This window comes from Bacillus thuringiensis (assembly GCF_001595725.1).
Lineage (GTDB): Bacteria > Bacillota > Bacilli > Bacillales > Bacillaceae_G > Bacillus_A > Bacillus_A thuringiensis_K.
Genome location: NZ_CP014282.1, coordinates 1657557 through 1678131 on the forward strand (window position 1 = coordinate 1657557; position 20575 = coordinate 1678131).

A 20575-nucleotide genomic window follows, 5' to 3' on the forward strand; every position below is an offset into this window, starting at 1 on the left:
TAAGAGAAAATGCTTTTATATTAAGGAAGTGTCAAAGCGATGAGTTTCACATTGAATAAATCGATTATTAAAGAAGTGTGCGGAGAGACCTCATATAAAAGAGGTGAAGCCTATTATAAATCAAATAAAGTGATAATAAATCATTATGATGAAAATAAAGAAATTTGCGAGGCGACAGTAAAAGGGAACGAGGATTTCCATGTTACAGTAGAAAAAGCTAAAAAGGGTGATGTTGTTGCAAAATGTAGTTGTCCTTCATTAGCGTCTTTTCAAACGTACTGTCAACATGTTGCAGCAGTATTAATACAAATAAACTATAATCAACAAACAGGTGGAATGAGTTCCACTAGTAACAGAAATGATCAATTGACAAGTGGTATGTTTCAGCTGTTTGCAGACAAACCACTGAGGCCAAAAAGTAAACAACACCGTTTTGATACACGTGAAATATTAGATATTGAGTTTATATGTACACCAGTAGCTACGAGAAGTGGAGGGGCTCTTCTTGGAATTCAATTGAAACTTGCCAAAGTGTATTTCATAAATCATATTAGAGAATTTCTTTCTAAGGTGGAGAAAAGAGAGTCTTTTCATTGTTCAAATGAATTTACATATACACCAGATGTACATAGTTTTAAACAAGAAACGGATGCGATTATTCAGCAGCTCATTAAAATGTATCATAACGAAAAAATGTATGAAGATACGCTAGAAGTACATGCGAAACAAGATGAAAGTATGATATTTATACCACCAGCTTCATGGAAAGATATGCTCTCTTCACTTTCTAAAGTTGAATATGTACAGCTGAAACAAAATGAACAACTGTTTCAGGGATTACAAGTTTCAAAAGGATTGTTGCCGTTACACTTTGAATTTACGAAGGGAAATAATGGTGGATTTACACTTCATATAGATGGTCTAAATCGTGTACAAGTTATGGATATGTATAACAATGCACTTTACGATGGGAAATTATATCACTTACATATTGAAGATTGTATGCGACTTATTGAATTACAAAAGATGATGAGTCGTTCAAATAGTAATCAGTTTTATATTCCAGAAAGTAAGATGGAACATTTCGTCTCGAAAGTTGTACCAGGATTAATGAAGCTCGGAACTGTACACATTGATGAAGTAATATCGGATCGTGTTGAAACCCCTTCGCTAAAAGCGAAATTGTATTTAGACCGCGTGAAAAATCGCTTATTAGCAGGTCTTGAATTTCACTATGGGAACGTCATGATTAATCCGCTAGAAGAGGATGGACAGCCGTCTGTTTTTAATCGTGATGAGAAAAAGGAAAAAGAGATTTTAGACATTATGAGTGAAAGTGCTTTTGCAAAAACAGAAGGCGGTTACTTTATGCATAATGAAGAAGCTGAGTATAACTTTTTATATCACGTCGTGCCAACATTAAAAGGTTTAGTTGATATTTATGCGACGACAGCAATCAAATTGCGAATTAGTAAAGGGGATGCAGTTCCTCTTATTACAGTGAGAAGAAAAGAAAGAATTGATTGGTTGTCATTTCGTTTTGATATAAAAGGAATACCAGAAGCAGAAATTAAAGGTGTATTAGCGGCCCTTGAAGAGAAACGTAAATATTATCGATTGGCGAACGGTTCGTTTTTATCCCTAGAGAGTAAAGAGTTTAATGAAATTAATCAGTTTATAAAAGAATCAGGTATTCGGAAAGAATTTTTACATGGAGAAGAGGTAAATGTTCCACTTATTCGGAGTGTAAAATGGATGAATGGACTTCATGAAGGCAATGTTTTAAGTTTGGATGATTCTGTTCAAGAGTTAGTAGAAAACATTCAAAACCCGAAAAAATTAAAATTTGCTGTGCCAAATACTTTAAATGCAGAAATGAGAAAGTATCAAGTATATGGGTTCGAATGGATGAAAACACTTGCTCATTACCGTTTTGGAGGTATTTTAGCAGATGATATGGGACTTGGAAAAACGTTGCAAAGCATTGCTTTTATAGATTCTGTTTTGCCTGAGATTCGAGAAAAGAAACTGCCTATATTAGTCGTTTCACCATCATCTCTTGTTTATAATTGGTTTAGTGAATTGAAAAAATTCGCCCCGCATATTAGAGCAGTTATTGCAGATGGAATTCAAGCAGAGCGCCGGAAAATTTTGAAAGATATAACGGAATTTGATGTCGTAATTACGTCATATCCATTATTGAGAAGAGATATAAGATTGTATGCAAGACCATTTCATACACTATTCCTTGATGAAGCGCAGGCGTTTAAAAACCCTACAACGCAAACGGCAAGAGCTGTGAAAATAATTCAAGCTGAATACCGTTTTGGGCTAACGGGTACACCTGTAGAAAATTCATTAGAAGAGCTATGGTCTATCTTCCATGTCGTCTTCCCGGAATTATTACCAGGAAGAAAAGAGTTCGGTGATTTAAGGCGTGAAGATATAGCGAAGCGAGTGAAACCATTCGTATTAAGACGATTAAAAGGGGACGTATTAAATGAGTTGCCAGAGAAAATAGAGCACTTACAATCATCGGAGTTATTACCCGATCAAAAGAGTCTTTATGCTGCTTATTTAGCGAAGTTAAGGGAAGAAACGTTAAAGCATTTAGACAAAGATACGTTACGTAAAAATAAAATTAGAATTTTAGCTGGTTTAACGAGATTGCGACAAATTTGTTGTCATCCTGCTTTATTTGTTGATGATTACAAAGGAAGTTCAGCTAAATTTGAACAACTGTTAGAGATTTTAGAGGAATGTAGAAGCACAGGAAAGAGAATATTAATTTTTTCTCAATTTACGAAGATGCTTTCCATTATTGGTCGTGAGTTAAATCGCCAAGCAATTCCATACTTTTATTTAGACGGGAGTACACCAGCGCAGGAACGTGTAGAGCTATGCGATCGGTTTAACGAAGGAGAAGGGAATCTATTTCTCATTTCTTTAAAAGCTGGTGGTACCGGACTTAATTTAACTGGTGCAGATACAGTAATATTATACGATTTATGGTGGAATCCAGCTGTTGAACAACAAGCGGCCGATAGAGCGTATCGAATGGGACAAAAAAATACAGTGCAAGTTATAAAGCTAGTAGCCCACGGAACAATTGAGGAGAAAATGCATGAATTGCAAGAAAGTAAGAAAAATTTAATCGCTGAAGTGATTGAGCCGGGAGAAGAGAAATTGTCCTCAATCACAGAGGAAGAAATTCGAGATATTTTAATGATTTAATATAAAAAAGCTATGCCTTCAAATTTATGAGGGCATAGCTTTTTTGTTGTAATAATTATATTTTGTTTTGTATAAAGCAAAGAAATCAAATGTTATTTAAATTACTTCTTTGTACCTTTACTTTTGTATGGTTTGGCAGCTGCCTTTTTCTTTGCACTTGATTGCCAACGGTTCCATCCTTTACTTCCTGTACCTTGTCCTACACCTTTTTTCGGTTTTGCTTTCGTTTTACTCATATGATCACTCCGTTATATAAAAATCTTATTTGATAATAGTCAATGATTTAGAAAATACTCTTTATAAATGACTATGATTACTTTAAGTAAAAATAAACTGCTTGAATGCTATAGTATATCATGAAATTGCAAGTAAACTGAAAGGAATTATAAAGAAAATGAAAATAATAAGAAATACTGCGGATTCTATATTCCGAACGATCACATTAATTGTTGTGTATACGTTAGTTTCGGTCAGTGAAACATTTTTTGGATTGACGAGGCAGAAAAAGTAAAGATGTTAAATTAACAACAATCAATAAAGCCGTAAAATAAAGAATTGAAAAATATTTTAAAACTTTTTGTTGACTTTCTTTATTTTTTGTATAGAATAATCATTAATAAAATGTTTCAGAGATGTGACAACAAAACGACTATGAAAGGACGAGTAGTAGTAGGACGTAGTTTAAGCGAGTCAGGGGTGGTGTGAGCCTGATACGAAGCCTATTATGAAGAACCTCCTGGAGTTGCTAACCGAAATCCTTTATAGGAAAGTAGACTTAGCCGGGAACTTCGCCGTTACAAGAAGAACAGTATCGAGATATTTCATCTCCGTATTGTATAAGTGAGCAACCTCTGTTGCTAATTTGGGTGGTACCGCGGAACCAAAGCCTTTCGTCCCAGTTTTTTGGGAAAGAAGGGCTTTTTTTGTTGGCTTCTTTTCACAACATCCAAACATTTTAGGAGGAAACCACCATGTATCAATCATTAATGACAGTAAGAGAGACTCAAATCGCAATTAAGGAAGTTAAAACATTTTTCGAGGACCAATTAGCAAAACGTCTTGAACTATTCCGCGTATCTGCACCATTATTCGTAACGAAAAAATCAGGATTAAACGATCACCTAAACGGTGTAGAACGTCCAATTGAATTTGATATGTTACATTCAGGAGAAGAATTAGAAATTGTTCATTCACTAGCGAAATGGAAACGATTTGCATTACATGAATACGGATATGAAGCTGGTGAAGGTTTATATACAAACATGAACGCGATTCGTCGTGATGAAGAACTTGATGCAACGCATTCCATTTACGTTGACCAATGGGATTGGGAAAAAATCGTTCAAAAAGAATGGCGTACTGTCGATTACTTACAAAAAACAGTACAAACAATTTATGGAATATTCAAAGATTTAGAAGATCACTTATTTGAAAAATATCCGTTCCTTGGAAAGTATTTACCGGAAGAAATTGTTTTCGTTACTTCTCAAGAATTAGAAGATAAATATCCAGAATTAACACCGAAAGATCGTGAACATGCAATTGCAAAAGAACATGGTGCAGTTTTCATTATCGGAATTGGTGATGCACTTCGTTCAGGTGAAAAGCACGATGGACGCGCAGCTGATTATGACGATTGGAAATTAAACGGTGACATTTTATTCTGGCACCCAGTACTACAATCTTCATTTGAATTATCATCAATGGGAATTCGTGTTGATAGTAAATCACTTGATGAGCAGTTAACGAAAACTGGTGAAGACTTCAAACGTGAGTATGATTTCCATAAAGGTATACTAGAAGACGTACTACCATTAACAATCGGCGGTGGTATTGGACAATCAAGAATGTGCATGTACTTCTTACGTAAAGCACATATCGGTGAAGTTCAATCTTCTGTATGGCCTGACGATTTACGTGCAGCTTGTAAAAAAGAAAACATTCATCTGTTTTAATAGAAGTGAGGGAATAGCTTAAATATAGAGCTATTCCCTCTTTTTTATAAAACGTCACTTGCTTATTTATTACCGAGTTCTTCCGCTAAACCGATTAAAATTCCTTCGACTCCACGAATGTAGCAGAGACGATACGAGTTCTCGTATTGAACTACTTCGCCAACGAGCTCTGCACCATGCTTAGTGAGTCTGGATACCATTTCGTCAATGTCTTCAACGGTGAACATGACGCGTAGATAACCGAGGGCGTTTACAGGAGTATTTCGGTGATCTGATATAGTAGGTGGGGTGAGAAATCGCGAAAGTTCAATTCGGCTGTGGCCATCTGGAGTGACCATCATAGCAATCTCTACGCACTGAGAGCCGAGTCCAGTTACGCGACCAGCCCATTCACCTTCGACAGTGGCTCGCCCTTCGAGGTTCAAGCCAATCTCCTCGAAGAAAGAGATTGCGTTATCAAGGGATTCTACAACGATGCTGACATTGTCCATTCGTAGTAATTTGTTTTTTGCCATAGTCTTATCTCCTTATGTATAAAAGTTTATTATTTAATCATCCTCATAATTATACTACTAAGTAGTTACAAATTCCTTTCAGTCAAAAACACCTTGTCATAGTATATGAAAAGGTGACAAGGTGTTTTTTATATGTCATATAGCATCTTGTTAACGAACAGCATTTTATTTAATAGGAAGGAAGTAGATTAATATGATTTTTTTATAAGCGTTACTGAAAATATCAAATTAGCTCATTTGCACTAAAGGCTCAATTTTCGCCATAAATGATTGATGCAACGCCTCAACACCTGTTACTAAATGAAGGCGGTCAATAACGACAGACACTTTAATTTCTGATGTACTTACCATTTTAATATGAATATTTTCTTCTTTTAAAGTAGTGAACATATTTGCAGCGACACCAGGGTTAGATACCATGCCAGATCCTACGATTGATACTTTTGCTAAGTGATTTTCATGTTCTACAGATTCGTAGTGAAGAGTTTCTTGATTTTGTTCCAAAACTTTTAAAGTTTCTCTTAAATCATTCGAGTGAATGGAGAAGGAGAGATGTACAGTTCCTTCATTTGTAATACTTTGAATGATGATATCTACATTAATGTGTGCTGCTGCTAATGTAGAGAAAACTGTTGAAAGCGAGCCTTGTTCTAGTCCTTTAATTGTGACACGTGTAATGTTATCCTCAAATGCAATACCTTTAACGATTGATTGTTGTTCCATGTTACATTCTCCTTTTACAATTGTTCCGTTTTCTTGTTCCATACTTGAGCGAACTTCTAAAACTACGTTATGATTTTTAGCAAACTCAACAGCGCGCGGGTGTAATACGCCAGCACCGAGATTAGCAAGCTCTAACATTTCGTCATAAGAAATTTCATCTAATTTGTAAGCATCTTTTACAACTCGTGGGTCCGTCGTATATACGCCTGTCACATCCGTATAAATATCACATTTTTTTGCTTTAAGTGCAGCGGCTAGTGCGACAGCAGTCGTATCAGAACCACCACGGCCAAGCGTTGTAATTTCATTTGCTACACTTATACCTTGGAAACCAGCTACGATAACAATCGTGCCTTCAGCAAGATAAGATTGAATACGATCTGTATGAATGTCAGTAATCCGTGCACTACTATGTACAGATTCTGTCGTAATACCAGCTTGCCATCCTGTTAATGAAATTGCATGATAGCCTTTTGCTTGCAGTGCCATTGTTAATAATGAAATAGTTACTTGTTCTCCTGTAGATAGAAGCATATCCATTTCACGTTTACTTGGATTTTCTGTAATAGCGTTAGCGAGTGCGACAAGTTGATCCGTACTTTTTCCCATTGCTGAAACGACAGAGACAACGCTATGACCTCGTTCATATTCTTCAATAATTAAATTTGCTACATGTTGAATGCGTTCGACGCTTCCGACAGAAGTGCCACCAAATTTTTGAACAATTGTTTCCATTACAAATTCCTTCTTTCGTCTATTTTTAAGAATAGATTAGGAAATATATAAATCCCAATACTCCTGTAGTTACCAGAAAGACAAACAAAAAACACCATCTCAAATAAGTGAGGATGGTGCTGTTACAGGAAAAGGGAAACAGAAAACGGAGCTAATAAAAAAACCGCCAAAAAAGGAATATCATAAAAAATGATATCTCTTTTTTGTAGATAGCTCTTCATACGTACACGTCTGTACATATGACAGTTCTGTTTCTATTCGAAAACAGCCCCAATTGATAAATGCAGAGAAATTTATCAATTTCGGCAATACTTCCTTTCATCTAAGTTCATAGACATCTCTGTGTCTCCATTAGAATACTCATAAGTATCGCAACCTCTATCTCACGTTTTAGGCGAGAGTGTTTGATTTATGAAGTTATTGGTAACATTTGTTTTATAATAATTTAAATTTTTCGGGGAATCAAGTGTTTTACATATATTTTAAAAATTCTTTCTTTTTATAGAAAAGTTTGTGAAAAATGTAGCAAAATAAATTCATTGCATGTACATTAAACTTATAGTGCATAGGAGGTGGGAGAATGAAAAGGAAACAGCCTATTTATGTTGCGACAAAAATGAACACGACGATGGAAAAATTATGGAGATATACGCAAGAACCAGATATACATACAGAGTGGGATGCTCGCTTTACTGAAATTTCGTATTTAGAGAAAAAAGAAGGAGAACCACAGAAGTTTTTGTATAAAACAAAGATTGGATTTGGGCTTGAAATAGCTGGAGAAGGGGAATCAATAGGTGAAATAAGAAAAGAAACTGGTGAAAGAATTTCCTCTTTAAAATTTTGGACGGATAATACATTATCTCTTATTCAAATAGGACGTGGTTATTGGAAGTATACGCCGAATAAAGAATACATCCATTTTGAGACACAATATGATTATGATACAAGATTTGGTCGTATAGGAAATGTAATAGATTCCTATATTTTTCGTCCGTTATTAGGTTGGGCGACCGCTTGGAGTTTTGATGCCTTAAAATTATGGTTAGAAAAGGGGCTTCATCCTAGGTTACTAATTAGAAGAACAATGACGTATTGGCTCGTATGCTTTTTATTTGCTTTTGTATGGATATATCAAGGGATAGTGCCGAAACTACTGTTTACTCATTCAGAAGAAGTAAAGATGCTTTCTGTATTAATTGGTTCAAATGAAAGTAGTGTATATATACTTAAAATAATTGGGGTGTTAGAAATAATTTTCGGTGTCGTATGGCTGTTGCCACTAACAAAACGAAAATTATTTATACTGCATATTATTGTATTACTAGTTTTAACGTTAGCGGCAGGATTTACGAATATCGCAAGCTTTACAGGGCCGTTTAATCCGATTACATTAAATGTTCTTCTAATGGGGTTATCAATTGTCGGTTATATAAATAGTTTCGATTTACCAAGCGCGAAAAATTGCAAGAGGGCGAGAAAGGGATAAGTGTATGGCTAATATGTATGAACGATTATTAGGGGATACCTATAAAAATCTTCATCCTGAATTGCAGAAGCGTTATGCCATTACAGAAGAGAATAGTTTTACAGGGGAAGGAAAGATGGATGAAATTTACGGTGGCTCTTTTTTCGTGAAATTTATATTGAAAATTGCATCGAAGTTTCGAATGTTTTTCTCGGAACGAGGAGAGGAAATTCCATTTACGATACAAAACATAGCTGAGCGAGATGAATATGGACAAGAATTAGTAAGGTGGAACCGTACTTTTTATTTTCATAATAAGAAAAGATATTTTAACGCAGTTATGCAATTGGATGAAAACGAAAATGAAATTGTAGATTATTTTGGCGAACCACATTTACTCGTTTCTACACTACATTTTCATATCGATGAGTTAGGGGCAATGCATATTGCTTCAAAGAAACAATGGTTTTATATGTTTGGAAGAAAAATTCCGTTGCCAAAATTCTTGTATGGTGAAGCAAAAATTGTTGAAAGTTATGATGCAACACTACAGTGTTTTCGAATTCATGTACAAGTACGAAACCCGTTAATTGGCTCGCTTTTTTCATATAAGGGAACATTTGTGGAAAGGAAATAAACGATATGAAAAATATAATATTTGGGCTTGCTTGTTATGTTGTTTTTCTAATATGTGAGCGTTCGAATACAAATCCTGTTGAAGCAATTATATTATTATCTGTTTTATTATTTATACCAATATCATTTTGTATTATTGAGAAAAGAAAAAGAGATGGATCGCATTTATTATTTTATAAATTCGTATCGTTTTTATATCCAATCGCAACAATTTGCGCAATGCTAGCGTTCGTCACAAATCATTATGTATTTGCGCTAGTTTGGTTTGTATATACAGGAATTGTTGCGTTATTTGGTGTAAGTAGATTGCTAGAAAGAGGATGGAAGCCGTTAGAAGAGACCGCCATAGATAGTGCGTTTATTTATTTGTTTTTAGGTGGTTTTTGGTTTTTTGCTTCAGTAGCAAAACTTTCAATTATGCAGTTTAGCTCTGACATTGTTTTACTCACAGCTGCACATTTTCATTATTCGGCGTTTCTATTGCCATTATCAGCTGGTTTAATAGGGAGAAAAAGAGAAAAGAGAAGTAAAGTGTATGATGTTATTATGTTTATCATCATGATTTCACCTATGACAGTTGCAATAGGAATTACATACTCAAGAATATTTGAATTTTTGGCAGTGTTCCTATATTTATGTGCGATTTATGGGTATGGATTTTACGTTTGGAGAGCAAAATTTAATGCTATCAGTGCAAAGATTTTTCTAATCGTTTCGTCTAGTACACTCATGGTTACAATTATGTTCTCACTTATATATTCATACGGAAATTTGAAGCATGTAATGACGATTACAATTGCTCAAATGGTTTGGATTCACGGTGTTGTCAATGGAATTGGAGTAGCTTTACCGGCATTTGTCGGCTGGGTGATCGAAAAGAGTGTTCCGAATTATAAATACTATGGGAAACCAATGAGTAAGTTAAGAGGAAATGTGGCAATTGGTGAGGCTTATTTATATAGCAGCAATTTAGTAGACAGTAAGGAATACAACGGTTTAGTTGATAAAGTAAATGACTTTCATAGTGAGGCATTTGATGTGACAAAGGTTCCTTTAAGTATTATTCGTTTTTATGAAAATACAGCAGAGTATGAGTTACAATCGAATATTAAATGGGCTCGTTCGTTCCGTCCGTTTGCACTTTGTTATGAGAAAATGAGTAAGCGTGTAGAACAAATACATTTAGGAATGGGCGGCAATTGGGAAACGATGTATGGCTCTATCATTAGTGTAATGGATGAGAAAGATGGAAGGGAGAATGTAAGGGCTTGGCTAAGGAAAAATGAAGCAGGTGAATCTATTTTTGTAGCTCTTTATTCAAAGCATACATATAAGAACGAGACATACATGAATATTGCATTACCTTTACCATATTCGAATATGACTGGTATTTTGAAACTATATAATGATAGTCATGATTTAATCATTACTAGTAAGTTAAGAGAAAATGGTCAGGGAGATGAGGGGATTTATTTACATACTCGGTTCTTAACAATACGTTTACCATTAGCAGAGACTTTTATTATAAAAGAGCGCACGGATCACATACTAGAAGCTAATCATAGAATGTGGATATTTGGAGTTAAGTTTTTAGAAATTGATTATAAGATTAAGAAAGTAGAGGAGAAGTAAGAAAAGCTTGGAGAGATTTCAAGCTTTTTTACGTATGTGTAATTGTTATAGCAATTTGTTTATCTAGCTCATTATCCCAAACACGTTGAATTTCAAAAGTGCCTGTTTCAAAAAATAATGGGAATCTCTCTTTAAACCAATCTTGCATAGGAAGATGTAGTGCTGTATCGATTGGTATCCATAATAATTCGCCCTCAGGAGGGTTTAAAAGAAGTTCACCTTCAAATGAGTCTGTCCAGTAGTTAAATACCATGTACCGAACATTAACTTTCGGATTTACATATTCATCTAATCCTTTAAAAGTTAAATTCGAAACAAGTAATCCAGTTTCCTCTTTTACTTCTCTTATAGCGGCTTGAACGATACTTTCGGGGAAATCTACTTTGCCGCCAGGAGCGATGTAGCCAGGGAAACCTCGATGGCTGGGGCGTTTTATGAGTAAAACTTCATTGTTGCGCTGGATCATACACATTGTATAGATGCGGTGCTCGATGTTATGTGAATTTGAAGGCATTGTAATGTATTCTCCTTTATTTTTCTTGATAATTTTACCATAACATAATAGTTTCTTATATAATTAAAATAGAATATTGTTAATTTTCGGCATTTTATTATGAAGTCTATAATCATTTGAAAAGAGGAGAGAAAGATGCAAGGGGAATTACAAAGAGAAAAAGATTTAGGGTATGTTGGTAAATTATTATCGCCAGTTAAAGCGTCACCACATTTTAAATTTTTATGGATTGGACAATTACTCTCGGCCTTAGGTAGTTCGATAACTATGGTCATACTTCCAGTTGTTGTGTATTCATTAACTGGCTCAACAGTTGTGATGGGGATGACAATGGCAATGTACATGCTACCTAATATTCTCGCTTTACCGTTTGCAGGTTTAATTGTAGACCGAATTGATCGGGTTAAATTAATGTTATTAACGGATATACTCCGCTGTATATTAATGCTATTACTTGCATCGCTTATATTTATGGATTTATTAACAATTACAGTTTTATATATTCTCGTTGCCTTATACGGACTTATGGAAGGGATATTCCAACCAGCATATTCTGCTGTAAGGGCGAAAGTATTCGTTCCTGAAATTCGTAATGCAGCTAACGCACTCACTCAAATGAGTAATCAAGGTATACGATTAATTGGGCCAGCACTTGGTGGGTTAATCGTATCGGTTGCGTCTGCAGGGATAGGTTTCGGCCTAGATGCAGTAACGTACTTATTATCATTTTTATGTTTATTATTTTTAAAAGAAATTAAGTTTAAAAAAGTAAAACCCATTGAAAAGAGTAAGCTTAATTACAAACAAGAGTTTATGGAAGGTGTTTTAGTTTTAAAAAGTCATCCGTGGCTGTGGATTACAATTTTAGTTTTTTCTTTTATAAATATTTGTTATGCCGGCATTATCGTCGTATTAATTCCGTGGTTATTTAATGTTCATCATCATTTTGAAGCTTACGTGTATGGACTTGGCATGGCCTTTTCTGGTGGTGGAGCTGTAATTGCCGCATTAATATTTGGTGGGAAAGAGCGGTGGCATAAGAGAGGATTACTGGCTTATGGAGGTGTTTTAATTAGTGGCATTGCTTTATTAATTATGCCATTCATTTCTTGGGCACCCGCCTTAATATTCTTAATGGTAATTGAAGGATTTGGCATGATGATATTTGGACTCATTTGGGAAACTAGTTTACAGGAACTTGTACCAGAAGAAGCATTCGGAAGAGTGGCAAGCCTTGATATGTTGGGTTCTTTTGCTTTATTGCCATTAGGGTATGTAGTTGTAGGCTGGTTAGCTACTGTCATAGGTGGCGAGATAACTATTATAACACTAGCTAGTTTAGTAATTTTAACAATTGGAATCGCATTGTCTGTACCGAGTATTCGTCGATTTAATTGATTATATGGGAAAAGGGGGTGATATGCATGACTATAGAAAACTTGAAAGATATAGTAACGAGGCAATTAGAGAGTAAATACATTTTGGAAGAAAAGGTCTTTGAAGCGAACAATTTTACAGTCTATATCGCTACCCATATAGAAAATAATCTAGCATATAATCAATTAGTATTAATAAAACATCTTTGTAATGAAAAACCGTCCGTACATATTTGGCACAAGAAAATTAGTATGGAAGCAACAGAATTGGAAATTACAAAAGAAGTGACGGAAGCGATACAAGGGGGTTTCAAAAGAGAAGAATAAGCCCTAAAGAAATTAGGACTTATTCTTCATTAAATACAAATGTTTGTTTCATTTTTTTACCTTCATTTACCGGATGGCCGTTATAAGAGAAATTCTTTTCTTCCCAAGTAATCACAACTTTAAAATTATGACTATTAAAGTCTAATGGGAATACCATGTAGTCAAAGCTTGTATGACTTTTAGAAATATTTTCATTAGGTGTAGTAGGTTTAAAGGTAGCTTTAGAGGTAGGATTGTTATCAAGTATTTCCACAGATACGTTTGATACATCATGACCGATGTTTTTTACGAGTAAACTATACGTATCAAATACACCTTGTTTTGGCTGGATTGCTTGCTTGTTTGAGTTATGAGATTTATCAATTTCGACATACCATTGTTTAGACTTTGACGCAATCGGTAGTGACTGAAATGTGTAAGCACTAGCTTGTATTGGTAGTGCTAAGCATAAAAGTGTAAAGAGAGTTAATATTTTTCGTTTCATTTTTTTAGAGCTCCCATTCTTTAATAGATTTACTTGTTATTATCTTCTCTTTACGAGTAAATATACCATATAATGTAAGGTGGCTATTGTGAGTAGTGAATCAATATTTTATTCACTACTCTTATAGCTGGCATAATTACGTATGTAGTAAGAAAGAATAAATTTGTTTTTTTATATTTAGATTGCTGCCCTTTTTAAAAGAGCTATTTTTACGTTTTAAAAAAAATATACTAAGAGTTCCGTATAAATTATTTATTTTAATGTAGTTAAATGTGCTTGTAGATGTGAAATTAGAGAAGGAAGCTGTGTAGAGATGTTTCTACACAGCTTTTTAGGATATGAAAAAATTACCAAAAATATGTTAAAATAACATTATCATACAACAAGGGGGATTCGTTTTATGGAAAATGGACATCTTGCTAAAGTAGATTTAACGAAAAAAATTGAATCAAAATCTAAGTACAACAAGAAACTCGAAAAATATCAAAGGCGCTTATTAGCATTACAGCAAATTTTGAAAGAAGAAAAAATCGCGGTTATGCTTGTTATGGAAGGATGGGATGCGGCTGGTAAAGGTGGGGTAATTAAGCGGGTGACGGAACATCTTGACCCGCGTGGGTTCCAAGTAAATCCAATTGGAGCGCCTGCACCTCATGAAAAACGTTACCATTATTTGCAACGTTTCTGGCGCAAAATTCCACAGTACGGGCAAATTACCATTTTTGATCGCTCATGGTACGGTCGAGTGTTAGTTGAGCGTGTTGAAGGTTTTGCTACAAAGGAAGAGTGGATGAGAGCATACGATGAGATTAATGGTTTTGAAAAACTACTAACAGATGACCATTACATAATAGGGAAGTTCTTCTACCATATAAGTAAAGAGGAACAGTTAAAGAGATTTAAAGATAGAGAGAAAAATCCTTTGAAAAGATGGAAAATTACAGACGAAGATTGGCGTAATCGTGAAAAATGGGATGAGTATGTTGAAGCGATGGAAGACATGTTTGAAAAAACAAGTAAGCAAAATGCGAAGTGGCATATTATTGAAAGTAACGATAAATTGTATGCCCGTGTGAAAACGTTAAAAATCATTATTTCATTCATAGAGGATTATTTCTTAGAACATGGTATAGAATTGCCTTCTTATTATTATGAAATGAAAGAGGATATTGAAGTTTTGCAAGATGTAGGTGTGAAAGAGTAAATAAGAAAATGGCCCTGTGAATTGGTAAAACCAAATTATGGGGCTTTTTTATTTAGAAACATTTTACAAATAACAAAATAAGGTATATAATCGATAATCATATTAATATTGTTAATATGATTATCGATTATATACTATGTGGGGGTTTTACTTTGAAGGGAAGAGATGTTGTTTTAGGTTTATTAATGGAAAAGGAATTGTCTGGTTACGATATTAAAATTGTGTTTGAAGACGTATTTACTCATTTTTTTGATGGAAGTTTTGGAATGATTTATCCAACGTTACGACAATTGGAGAATGAGGGGAAAATAAAAAAAGAAGTTGTCATGCAAGAGGGAAAACCGAATAAGAAAATGTACTTTATTACAGATGAGGGGCGTGAAGAATTTTATCAATACATGCAGACGCCTGTAGAGAAGGATGTTTTACGTTCGGATTTTTTAATGAGAATGTATTTTGGTAACTATAGTGATGATGTAACAATAAAAAAATGGATTAAAGATGAAATTGAAAGAAAAGAAGCGTACATTGCAGATCTTCGATTGAAATATGAAAAGTGGAGAGTAGGTATTACTTTCGTCGAAGAAATTTCACTAGATGTAGGTATTGCATCGTATAGTGCACAAGTGGAGACTTTGAAGAAAAAATTAGAAGAGTTAGAGGCGAAAGAAAACAATAAAACAGAAGAATGAAAAACGCGTTCACAATAAATAAAGGGGTATATAAAGATGGAGCAAACAAAGGGTATTAAGATTGTCTTTTTAATGTGTCTAGGTATCTTTCTTTGTATGATTGATACGACAATTATGAATATAGCTTTACCGGCAATACAATCGAGTGTAAATACTTCATTAGAAAAGATGTCTTGGGTATTAAATGTTTATACAATGACGATTGCAGTACTCGCCATTCCGTTAGGGCGGATAGCTGATATCTTTGGAAAAGCAAAGATGTATATTCTTGGTTTGGTGATTTTTGGTGGTGGATCGGTACTTTGCGCTTTTGCTAATACAGGTGATTTTCTTATTTTTTCTCGTTTTATACAAAGTATTGGGGCAGCGATTTTATTTCCAACAAGTATGGTAATTGGTGTATCAGCTATGCCATTAGCTAAGAGGCATGTTGCGCTTGCGATTTTAGGAGTAACACAAGGATTGTCAGCTGCTATGGGACCAGTGATAGGTGGAATTATTACGCAAAATTTAGGATGGAGATGGGTGTTCTTCGTTAATGTTCCGGTTTGTATAATAGGAATCGTGTTATGTTGCATCATGCTACAAATAAAAAATGAAGAACGTATTATCTCAAAAATAGATTGGATAGGACTACTATTAAGTAGCACAGCAATTTTTTCATTTACTCTCATATTAGTAAAAGGTAATACATGGGGATGGCAAAGTAATATTGCTTTGTCTTGTTATGCAATTAGCACTATTTCTCTTATTCTATTTGTTTTAGTAGAACGAAAGATTCATAACCCAATGATGAATTTAAAGTTATTTCAAGATCGAATGTTTGTCGGAGCGTCTATCGTTGTTATATTAAGTAATTTATTTTTAATTGGAGTTACTGTATTGCTTCCAACGTTCTTGACGAAACTACAAGGTCGGACGGAAATTGAAGCGGCTTTTTTAGTGACACCTATTTCAGCAATGATATTTTTAATCTCACCAGTTGCAGCAACTTTAATTAAAAAACTCGGAAAAGTAACTATTATTTTGTCAGGATTTCTTGTTATGGGGCTTTCCTACTATTGGTTGCAAATGATTGATGTTCATTCAACAAATATAGAAATTATTATTCCGTGTATGATATTAGGTGTTGGATATGGTTTAGTAGTGGGGCCAATTACAGTTTTAAGTGCTTCTTCATTTGAAGGAGAACTGTTAACTGCTTCTCAAAGTGTTGTATCAATGTTACGACAAGTTGGAATTGTATTGGCGGTTGCAATATTTGTCTCTAACTTAACTCATAATTTAACTGTAAATAAAGAAAAAGTATATCGTTATGCAGAAGAAAAGGTGCGGAATATTCATGTGAATAGTACTGAGCAAACTGAAATTTTACAAATAACTAAAGAAAAAATAGAGAATCAAAGTTTAGAATCGAATATAAATAAGAAACAAAATGCAATGACAATGGGATTAAGTAAAGAGAAGAAGGAAGAATTGATTCGCGACAAGACGGATGAAATATTAAGAAAAGTTCCAGTAGAATATAGGGATGTAAAAAGAGAAGAAGTTATGAGGCAAGTGACAAAAGAAGTTGAAAAACAAGAGGAAAGTATAAAGAAAGAGGTACTCACATTCTCGAATGATGTGAATCATTATGCCAAGAATCAGATGGCTATGAGTTTTACAGATTTATATAAAGCAAGTGTGCCAATTATTTTAATTTGTGCTTTCGTAAGTTTGTTGTTTTGGGAAGGGAAAGCTTTGAGTAAAAAGAGAAGGGGAAGATTAGTAGAAGAAGCGTAAAGAAAAACAGGCTGCTATTAGCCTGTTTTCCTTACGTTAGTATGAAAAATCTGGATTTAATTCTTTGAATTTATGACTATAATGCCTTTTATTATTAAAACCAACAAAATCAATTCCGACGCAAGATTCTAAATTTCCGTCTACAATCGTAGAATCCACGAAGCTTAAATGTTTTAATTTTGGTAGTTCTTTAATGAATTGTAGATTTCGTATGTTACCACAACTTGATAAGATGAGAATTTCTAATTCTGTTAAATAGCGCAAATATTCGTGGTTTTTAAGCTTACTGCAATGATCGAATTCGATGTATTTTAAAGTTGGAGCATTGTTTTCAATTTCATCAATATGCTCTAAATGTCTTAAATAATTGAGTTCTAAATGCTTTAATTTAGGGAATGATCTACATCCTTTTAATGAACTAATATTCCCTTGTGTAATGCTTAGTTTTTCGATTTTTTGCAAAGAAATTAATTCTTCAAGGTTCTTTTGTTTCGGTTTGTATTTCCAAATGTATAGTTCTTTTAAGTTAGGACAAGATTCGAAGCCCTTAATGTTTTTATTACACTGTATGTGAAGTTCCTCTAAATTTGTAAAGCTTTCTAGCTCTGTTAAGTTTAGTGGAACTTGTGGTTCTTCTAGTGATAAAGATTTTAAGTTTTTTAATTTATATAGGGCTGAATAATCAGTAATATATGTACTACTAATGTGTAAGCTTTCAATTTGTGGGCAGCGTTCAAGAAAATTAATATGGTGCAAACTATACCTAAGATCATTAATGTAAACACCAGTAAAGTTGTTTGTATTAATGAAGTTTACGTACTCATCCAGTCTGTTTTCATGGATTTGTACTGTGCCATCCATAACTAAAAAGTTTTGTGGTTTCTTTTTGATAGATATTTGTAAAGGATTCATGTATTGAAATATTTCTGTTTTATTTTCTAAAATAGTTTTAACACTTGTTTTGACGGTTGGAACATTATCTCTTTCTTTGTAAGCTATTAAAGTTGGCTTTATTTCTGACGGATCTGCTAATAAAATTTTTGGATCCATTTCATGTAGTACATCTTCATTTGAAGATATACAGCTAACCATTGCATCCAGTGCGATTAAACTTAAGGGGTGTCCTTTTCTTAGCCAAGATTTAATTCGTTTCCAAGTTAGTTGTGATACTGCAGCTAATCGCGCCCAATCGCTATGAAATGATACTGCATGTTCCTCTATCCAATCTAATGTTTCTGAGGATTGAAAAGAATGCAGACAAATGAAGGAAGTGGTCGGAAGCTCACTTTTTAATACTGTTTTTAGTCTTTCTATTACTAAAGGAAAGGCTTCTTCAAATGGTAAACAGTAAGCTGCAGCGTGAGAAAGAGGTGCAAGTAAATATTCATCAAATTCTTTCCACAGTTTTCTTATCCAATCTGAGGCGAATTCTCCTAGTACACATATAACAATCTCAAGTAATCTAGTTTTAATTACACCATTCATTGTGTTTGAAAAGCGATTTATAACAGCATCTAGTACTTCGTTTTGATTGTACCTATTAAGAGCTTCAATTTCTGCTTCTTGAAGAAACCATCTAGTCATGGTGTAATCAAGTAATTCCTCTAAACTAGAGCGAACTTCTTCTAAAGTGGGCACGGGTGCAAGTTTGTGCTCATTCATCTCTAATTTTGGTTGCTTCGCTTTACCATCTTCTTCATAAAAACTATCATGCAAATAATATTTATAAGGTGAGTGAATCATTACAAGGTGGTACCATTCTTTAGGATGTAAAGATAACGAAATAAGACGCTCATGACATTGGTTGCATAATTTATAAGGTTGATTTGCTTCATCGGATTCTTCTATTTTATATACTGGATCATGTTTGCAAGCTTCACATAATTCTACTATTTTTTTCATTGTTTCCTCCTTGCATATTGTGAATAGTAGTATTTTTAATATAGCATGGGATAAGTCGAGTATGATTAGAAAGTTTTTTAGAATGAAAGGGATGAATGGAAAATGCCATTGAATATGTAACGTTATACATAGTACATTAACAAGAGGGCTTAATTTTAAAAGGAGGATGGGGAATTGCTAGATAAGGCAGGGGCTTTAATAGATAATCATGTGTACACAGAAGAAGAGCAACAAAAACTATACAAACGAACGTTAATAATCGTCAGCATTTCACAAATGTTTGGCGGTGCAGGACTAGCTGCTGGTATTACAGTGGGAGCACTTCTTGCGCAGCAAATGCTTGGAACAGATGCATTTGCAGGATTACCAACTGCTATGTTTACATTGGGATCGGCATTAGCAGCTTTAACAAATAGTATTATTCTTTTACTTATTTCTTTACTCATATATGGTGCCGGTACAGCCACGAATCTACAAGCTCGTTATGCAGGTACAGATTTAGCAGATAAGAAGCAGAGAGCAACGGCTGTTAGTATTACGATGGTAATGACGACTTTCGGTGCAGTTGCAGGACCAAATTTAGTAGGGGTAATGGGAAGTTTTGCTCATTCAATTGGAGTTCCTAAACTTGCAGGTCCGTTCATACTATCGGCAGCAGCATTTATACTGGCGGGGCTAGTTCTTTTTGTTATGCTTCGTCCAGATCCTTTAATTATTGCTAACATAATAGAAAGATATAAACAGGAACATACATATAAAGGGCAACCAATAACAGAAGAAGCGAAAGAAAATAAACGAGGTATTACAGTTGGAGCAATCGTAATGATACTTACGCAAATCGTGATGGTTGCGATTATGACGATGACGCCAGTTCATATGGGACACCACGGTCACGGTTTAAGTGCAGTAGGACTTGTGATAGGTTTTCATGTAGGTGCAATGTATCTTCCATCTCTCGTTACAGGAATGTTAATTGATAAAATTGGCCGAACTACAATGAGCATAGCTGGTGGAGTGATTTTACTTGCAGCGGGTGTCATAGCTGCGATAGCGCCAAGTGATTCTTTATTATTATTAATCGTTGCTCTTTCTTTACTTGGGCTAGGATGGAACCTCGGATTGATTAGTGGTACAGCACAAATTGTTGATTCCACAACACCGTATACACGTGCTAAAACACAAGGGAAAATAGATGTTTTTATTGCGCTAGCTGGAGCTTCTGGTGGAGCGATGTCAGGTATGGTAGTAGCGAATTCAAGTTATGCGGCATTGTCATTGGCTGGAGGCGTGTTAGCGTTGTTACTTATTCCTGTTGTGATATGGTCTCGAAAAGGGGTAAGAAATTAAATGAAGAAGAGGTTCTAGTTACTGACTAGAGCCTCTTTTTATACAC

Annotated in this window: 17 protein-coding genes, 1 riboswitch and 1 other annotated feature; of the genes, 11 read left to right on the forward strand and 6 right to left on the reverse strand. The window is 34.5% G+C overall.

The annotated features are described in order from the left end of the window. Positions 1-39: 39 nt before the first annotated feature. Positions 40-3234 (forward strand): DEAD/DEAH box helicase, encoded by a 3195-nt coding sequence (locus AXW78_RS08465; RefSeq protein ID WP_000011057.1) that lies wholly within the window; start codon positions 40-42, stop codon positions 3232-3234. Positions 3235-3335: 101 nt separating this feature from the next. Here AXW78_RS08465 and AXW78_RS08470 read toward each other — a convergent pair whose 3' ends face one another. Continuing rightward, positions 3336-3470 (reverse strand): DUF3934 domain-containing protein, encoded by a 135-nt coding sequence (locus tag AXW78_RS08470; protein WP_000047588.1) that lies wholly within the window; start codon positions 3468-3470, stop codon positions 3336-3338. A gap of 406 nt (positions 3471-3876) precedes the next feature. Next, positions 3877-4135, forward strand: a binding site (T-box leader). 70 nt (positions 4136-4205) lie between these two features. Between AXW78_RS08470 and asnA the strand changes: the two genes are divergently transcribed. Next, on the forward strand, positions 4206-5189 hold the full coding sequence (gene asnA / locus AXW78_RS08480; protein WP_000284914.1) for an aspartate--ammonia ligase: 984 nt from the start codon (positions 4206-4208) through the stop codon (positions 5187-5189). A 62-nt stretch (positions 5190-5251) separates the two neighbouring features. Here the strand turns inward: asnA and AXW78_RS08485 are convergent, their stop codons facing one another. Further along, on the reverse strand, positions 5252-5704 hold the full coding sequence (locus AXW78_RS08485) for a VOC family protein (protein WP_001107266.1): 453 nt from the start codon (positions 5702-5704) through the stop codon (positions 5252-5254). A gap of 228 nt (positions 5705-5932) precedes the next feature. Then, a complete protein-coding gene (locus tag AXW78_RS08490; protein ID WP_000448071.1) occupies positions 5933-7162 on the reverse strand; it encodes an aspartate kinase in 1230 nt (409 codons plus the stop codon). 202 nt (positions 7163-7364) lie between these two features. Continuing rightward, positions 7365-7551: riboswitch (Lysine riboswitch) on the reverse strand. A 191-nt stretch (positions 7552-7742) separates the two neighbouring features. Here AXW78_RS08490 and AXW78_RS08495 point away from each other — a divergent pair. Genes AXW78_RS08495 through AXW78_RS08505 form a run of 3 tightly spaced genes read left to right on the forward strand, consistent with a single transcriptional unit; the run spans position 7743 to position 10898 of the window. Continuing rightward, positions 7743-8651, forward strand: a complete 909-nt coding sequence (locus AXW78_RS08495; protein ID WP_000823952.1) for a DoxX-like family protein — start codon at positions 7743-7745, stop codon at positions 8649-8651. Between the two features lie 4 nt (positions 8652-8655). Then, positions 8656-9267 (forward strand): DUF4166 domain-containing protein, encoded by a 612-nt coding sequence (locus AXW78_RS08500; RefSeq protein WP_000002648.1) that lies wholly within the window; start codon positions 8656-8658, stop codon positions 9265-9267. Positions 9268-9272: 5 nt separating this feature from the next. Then, positions 9273-10898: a YndJ family protein gene (locus AXW78_RS08505; protein WP_000789367.1), complete on the forward strand. Its 1626-nt coding sequence runs from the start codon at positions 9273-9275 to the stop codon at positions 10896-10898. Between the two features lie 28 nt (positions 10899-10926). Here the strand turns inward: AXW78_RS08505 and AXW78_RS08510 are convergent, their stop codons facing one another. Next, on the reverse strand, positions 10927-11412 hold the full coding sequence (locus tag AXW78_RS08510) for an 8-oxo-dGTP diphosphatase (RefSeq protein WP_061883990.1): 486 nt from the start codon (positions 11410-11412) through the stop codon (positions 10927-10929). A gap of 135 nt (positions 11413-11547) precedes the next feature. Between AXW78_RS08510 and AXW78_RS08515 the strand changes: the two genes are divergently transcribed. Next, positions 11548-12810 (forward strand): MFS transporter, encoded by a 1263-nt coding sequence (locus AXW78_RS08515; RefSeq protein ID WP_001161200.1) that lies wholly within the window; start codon positions 11548-11550, stop codon positions 12808-12810. Positions 12811-12836: 26 nt separating this feature from the next. After that, positions 12837-13115, forward strand: coding sequence for a hypothetical protein (locus AXW78_RS08520; RefSeq protein ID WP_061883991.1), 279 nt, complete (start codon positions 12837-12839; stop codon positions 13113-13115). A gap of 19 nt (positions 13116-13134) precedes the next feature. Here AXW78_RS08520 and AXW78_RS08525 read toward each other — a convergent pair whose 3' ends face one another. Beyond that, complete coding sequence (locus tag AXW78_RS08525) at positions 13135-13599, reverse strand: hypothetical protein (protein ID WP_000823344.1); 465 nt, start codon at positions 13597-13599, stop codon at positions 13135-13137. A 400-nt stretch (positions 13600-13999) separates the two neighbouring features. Between AXW78_RS08525 and AXW78_RS08530 the strand changes: the two genes are divergently transcribed. The 3 genes from AXW78_RS08530 (at position 14000) to AXW78_RS08540 (ending at position 17280) form a co-directional block, all read left to right on the forward strand. Continuing rightward, complete coding sequence (locus AXW78_RS08530; RefSeq protein ID WP_000427325.1) at positions 14000-14803, forward strand: polyphosphate kinase 2 family protein; 804 nt, start codon at positions 14000-14002, stop codon at positions 14801-14803. A gap of 152 nt (positions 14804-14955) precedes the next feature. Further along, positions 14956-15495 carry a PadR family transcriptional regulator gene (locus tag AXW78_RS08535; RefSeq protein WP_000678333.1) on the forward strand — a complete coding sequence of 180 codons (540 nt, stop codon included), beginning with the start codon at positions 14956-14958 and terminating at the stop codon, positions 15493-15495. A gap of 36 nt (positions 15496-15531) precedes the next feature. Continuing rightward, positions 15532-17280, forward strand: a complete 1749-nt coding sequence (locus AXW78_RS08540) for an MFS transporter (protein ID WP_061883992.1) — start codon at positions 15532-15534, stop codon at positions 17278-17280. 36 nt (positions 17281-17316) lie between these two features. Here the strand turns inward: AXW78_RS08540 and AXW78_RS08545 are convergent, their stop codons facing one another. Then, positions 17317-19182: a leucine-rich repeat domain-containing protein gene (locus AXW78_RS08545; RefSeq protein WP_061883993.1), complete on the reverse strand. Its 1866-nt coding sequence runs from the start codon at positions 19180-19182 to the stop codon at positions 17317-17319. Positions 19183-19356: 174 nt separating this feature from the next. Here AXW78_RS08545 and AXW78_RS08550 point away from each other — a divergent pair, with 174 nt between their 5' ends. Next, on the forward strand, positions 19357-20529 hold the full coding sequence (locus AXW78_RS08550; RefSeq protein WP_061883994.1) for an MFS transporter: 1173 nt from the start codon (positions 19357-19359) through the stop codon (positions 20527-20529). Positions 20530-20575 lie beyond the last annotated feature (46 nt).

What these genes read in the sequence shown, in the direction of transcription:
- AXW78_RS08465 (WP_000011057.1), top strand. Translation starts at nt 40, where the DNA reads ATGAGTTTCACATTGAATAAATCGATTATTAAAGAAGTGTGCGGAGAG.
- AXW78_RS08470 (WP_000047588.1), bottom strand. Translation starts at nt 3,470, where the DNA reads ATGAGTAAAACGAAAGCAAAACCGAAAAAAGGTGTAGGACAAGGTACA.
- asnA (WP_000284914.1), top strand. Translation starts at nt 4,206, where the DNA reads ATGTATCAATCATTAATGACAGTAAGAGAGACTCAAATCGCAATTAAG.
- AXW78_RS08485 (WP_001107266.1), bottom strand. Translation starts at nt 5,704, where the DNA reads ATGGCAAAAAACAAATTACTACGAATGGACAATGTCAGCATCGTTGTA.
- AXW78_RS08490 (WP_000448071.1), bottom strand. Translation starts at nt 7,162, where the DNA reads ATGGAAACAATTGTTCAAAAATTTGGTGGCACTTCTGTCGGAAGCGTC.
- AXW78_RS08495 (WP_000823952.1), top strand. Translation starts at nt 7,743, where the DNA reads ATGAAAAGGAAACAGCCTATTTATGTTGCGACAAAAATGAACACGACG.
- AXW78_RS08500 (WP_000002648.1), top strand. Translation starts at nt 8,656, where the DNA reads ATGGCTAATATGTATGAACGATTATTAGGGGATACCTATAAAAATCTT.
- AXW78_RS08505 (WP_000789367.1), top strand. Translation starts at nt 9,273, where the DNA reads ATGAAAAATATAATATTTGGGCTTGCTTGTTATGTTGTTTTTCTAATA.
- AXW78_RS08510 (WP_061883990.1), bottom strand. Translation starts at nt 11,412, where the DNA reads ATGCCTTCAAATTCACATAACATCGAGCACCGCATCTATACAATGTGT.
- AXW78_RS08515 (WP_001161200.1), top strand. Translation starts at nt 11,548, where the DNA reads ATGCAAGGGGAATTACAAAGAGAAAAAGATTTAGGGTATGTTGGTAAA.
- AXW78_RS08520 (WP_061883991.1), top strand. Translation starts at nt 12,837, where the DNA reads ATGACTATAGAAAACTTGAAAGATATAGTAACGAGGCAATTAGAGAGT.
- AXW78_RS08525 (WP_000823344.1), bottom strand. Translation starts at nt 13,599, where the DNA reads ATGAAACGAAAAATATTAACTCTCTTTACACTTTTATGCTTAGCACTA.
- AXW78_RS08530 (WP_000427325.1), top strand. Translation starts at nt 14,000, where the DNA reads ATGGAAAATGGACATCTTGCTAAAGTAGATTTAACGAAAAAAATTGAA.
- AXW78_RS08540 (WP_061883992.1), top strand. Translation starts at nt 15,532, where the DNA reads ATGGAGCAAACAAAGGGTATTAAGATTGTCTTTTTAATGTGTCTAGGT.
- AXW78_RS08545 (WP_061883993.1), bottom strand. Translation starts at nt 19,182, where the DNA reads ATGAAAAAAATAGTAGAATTATGTGAAGCTTGCAAACATGATCCAGTA.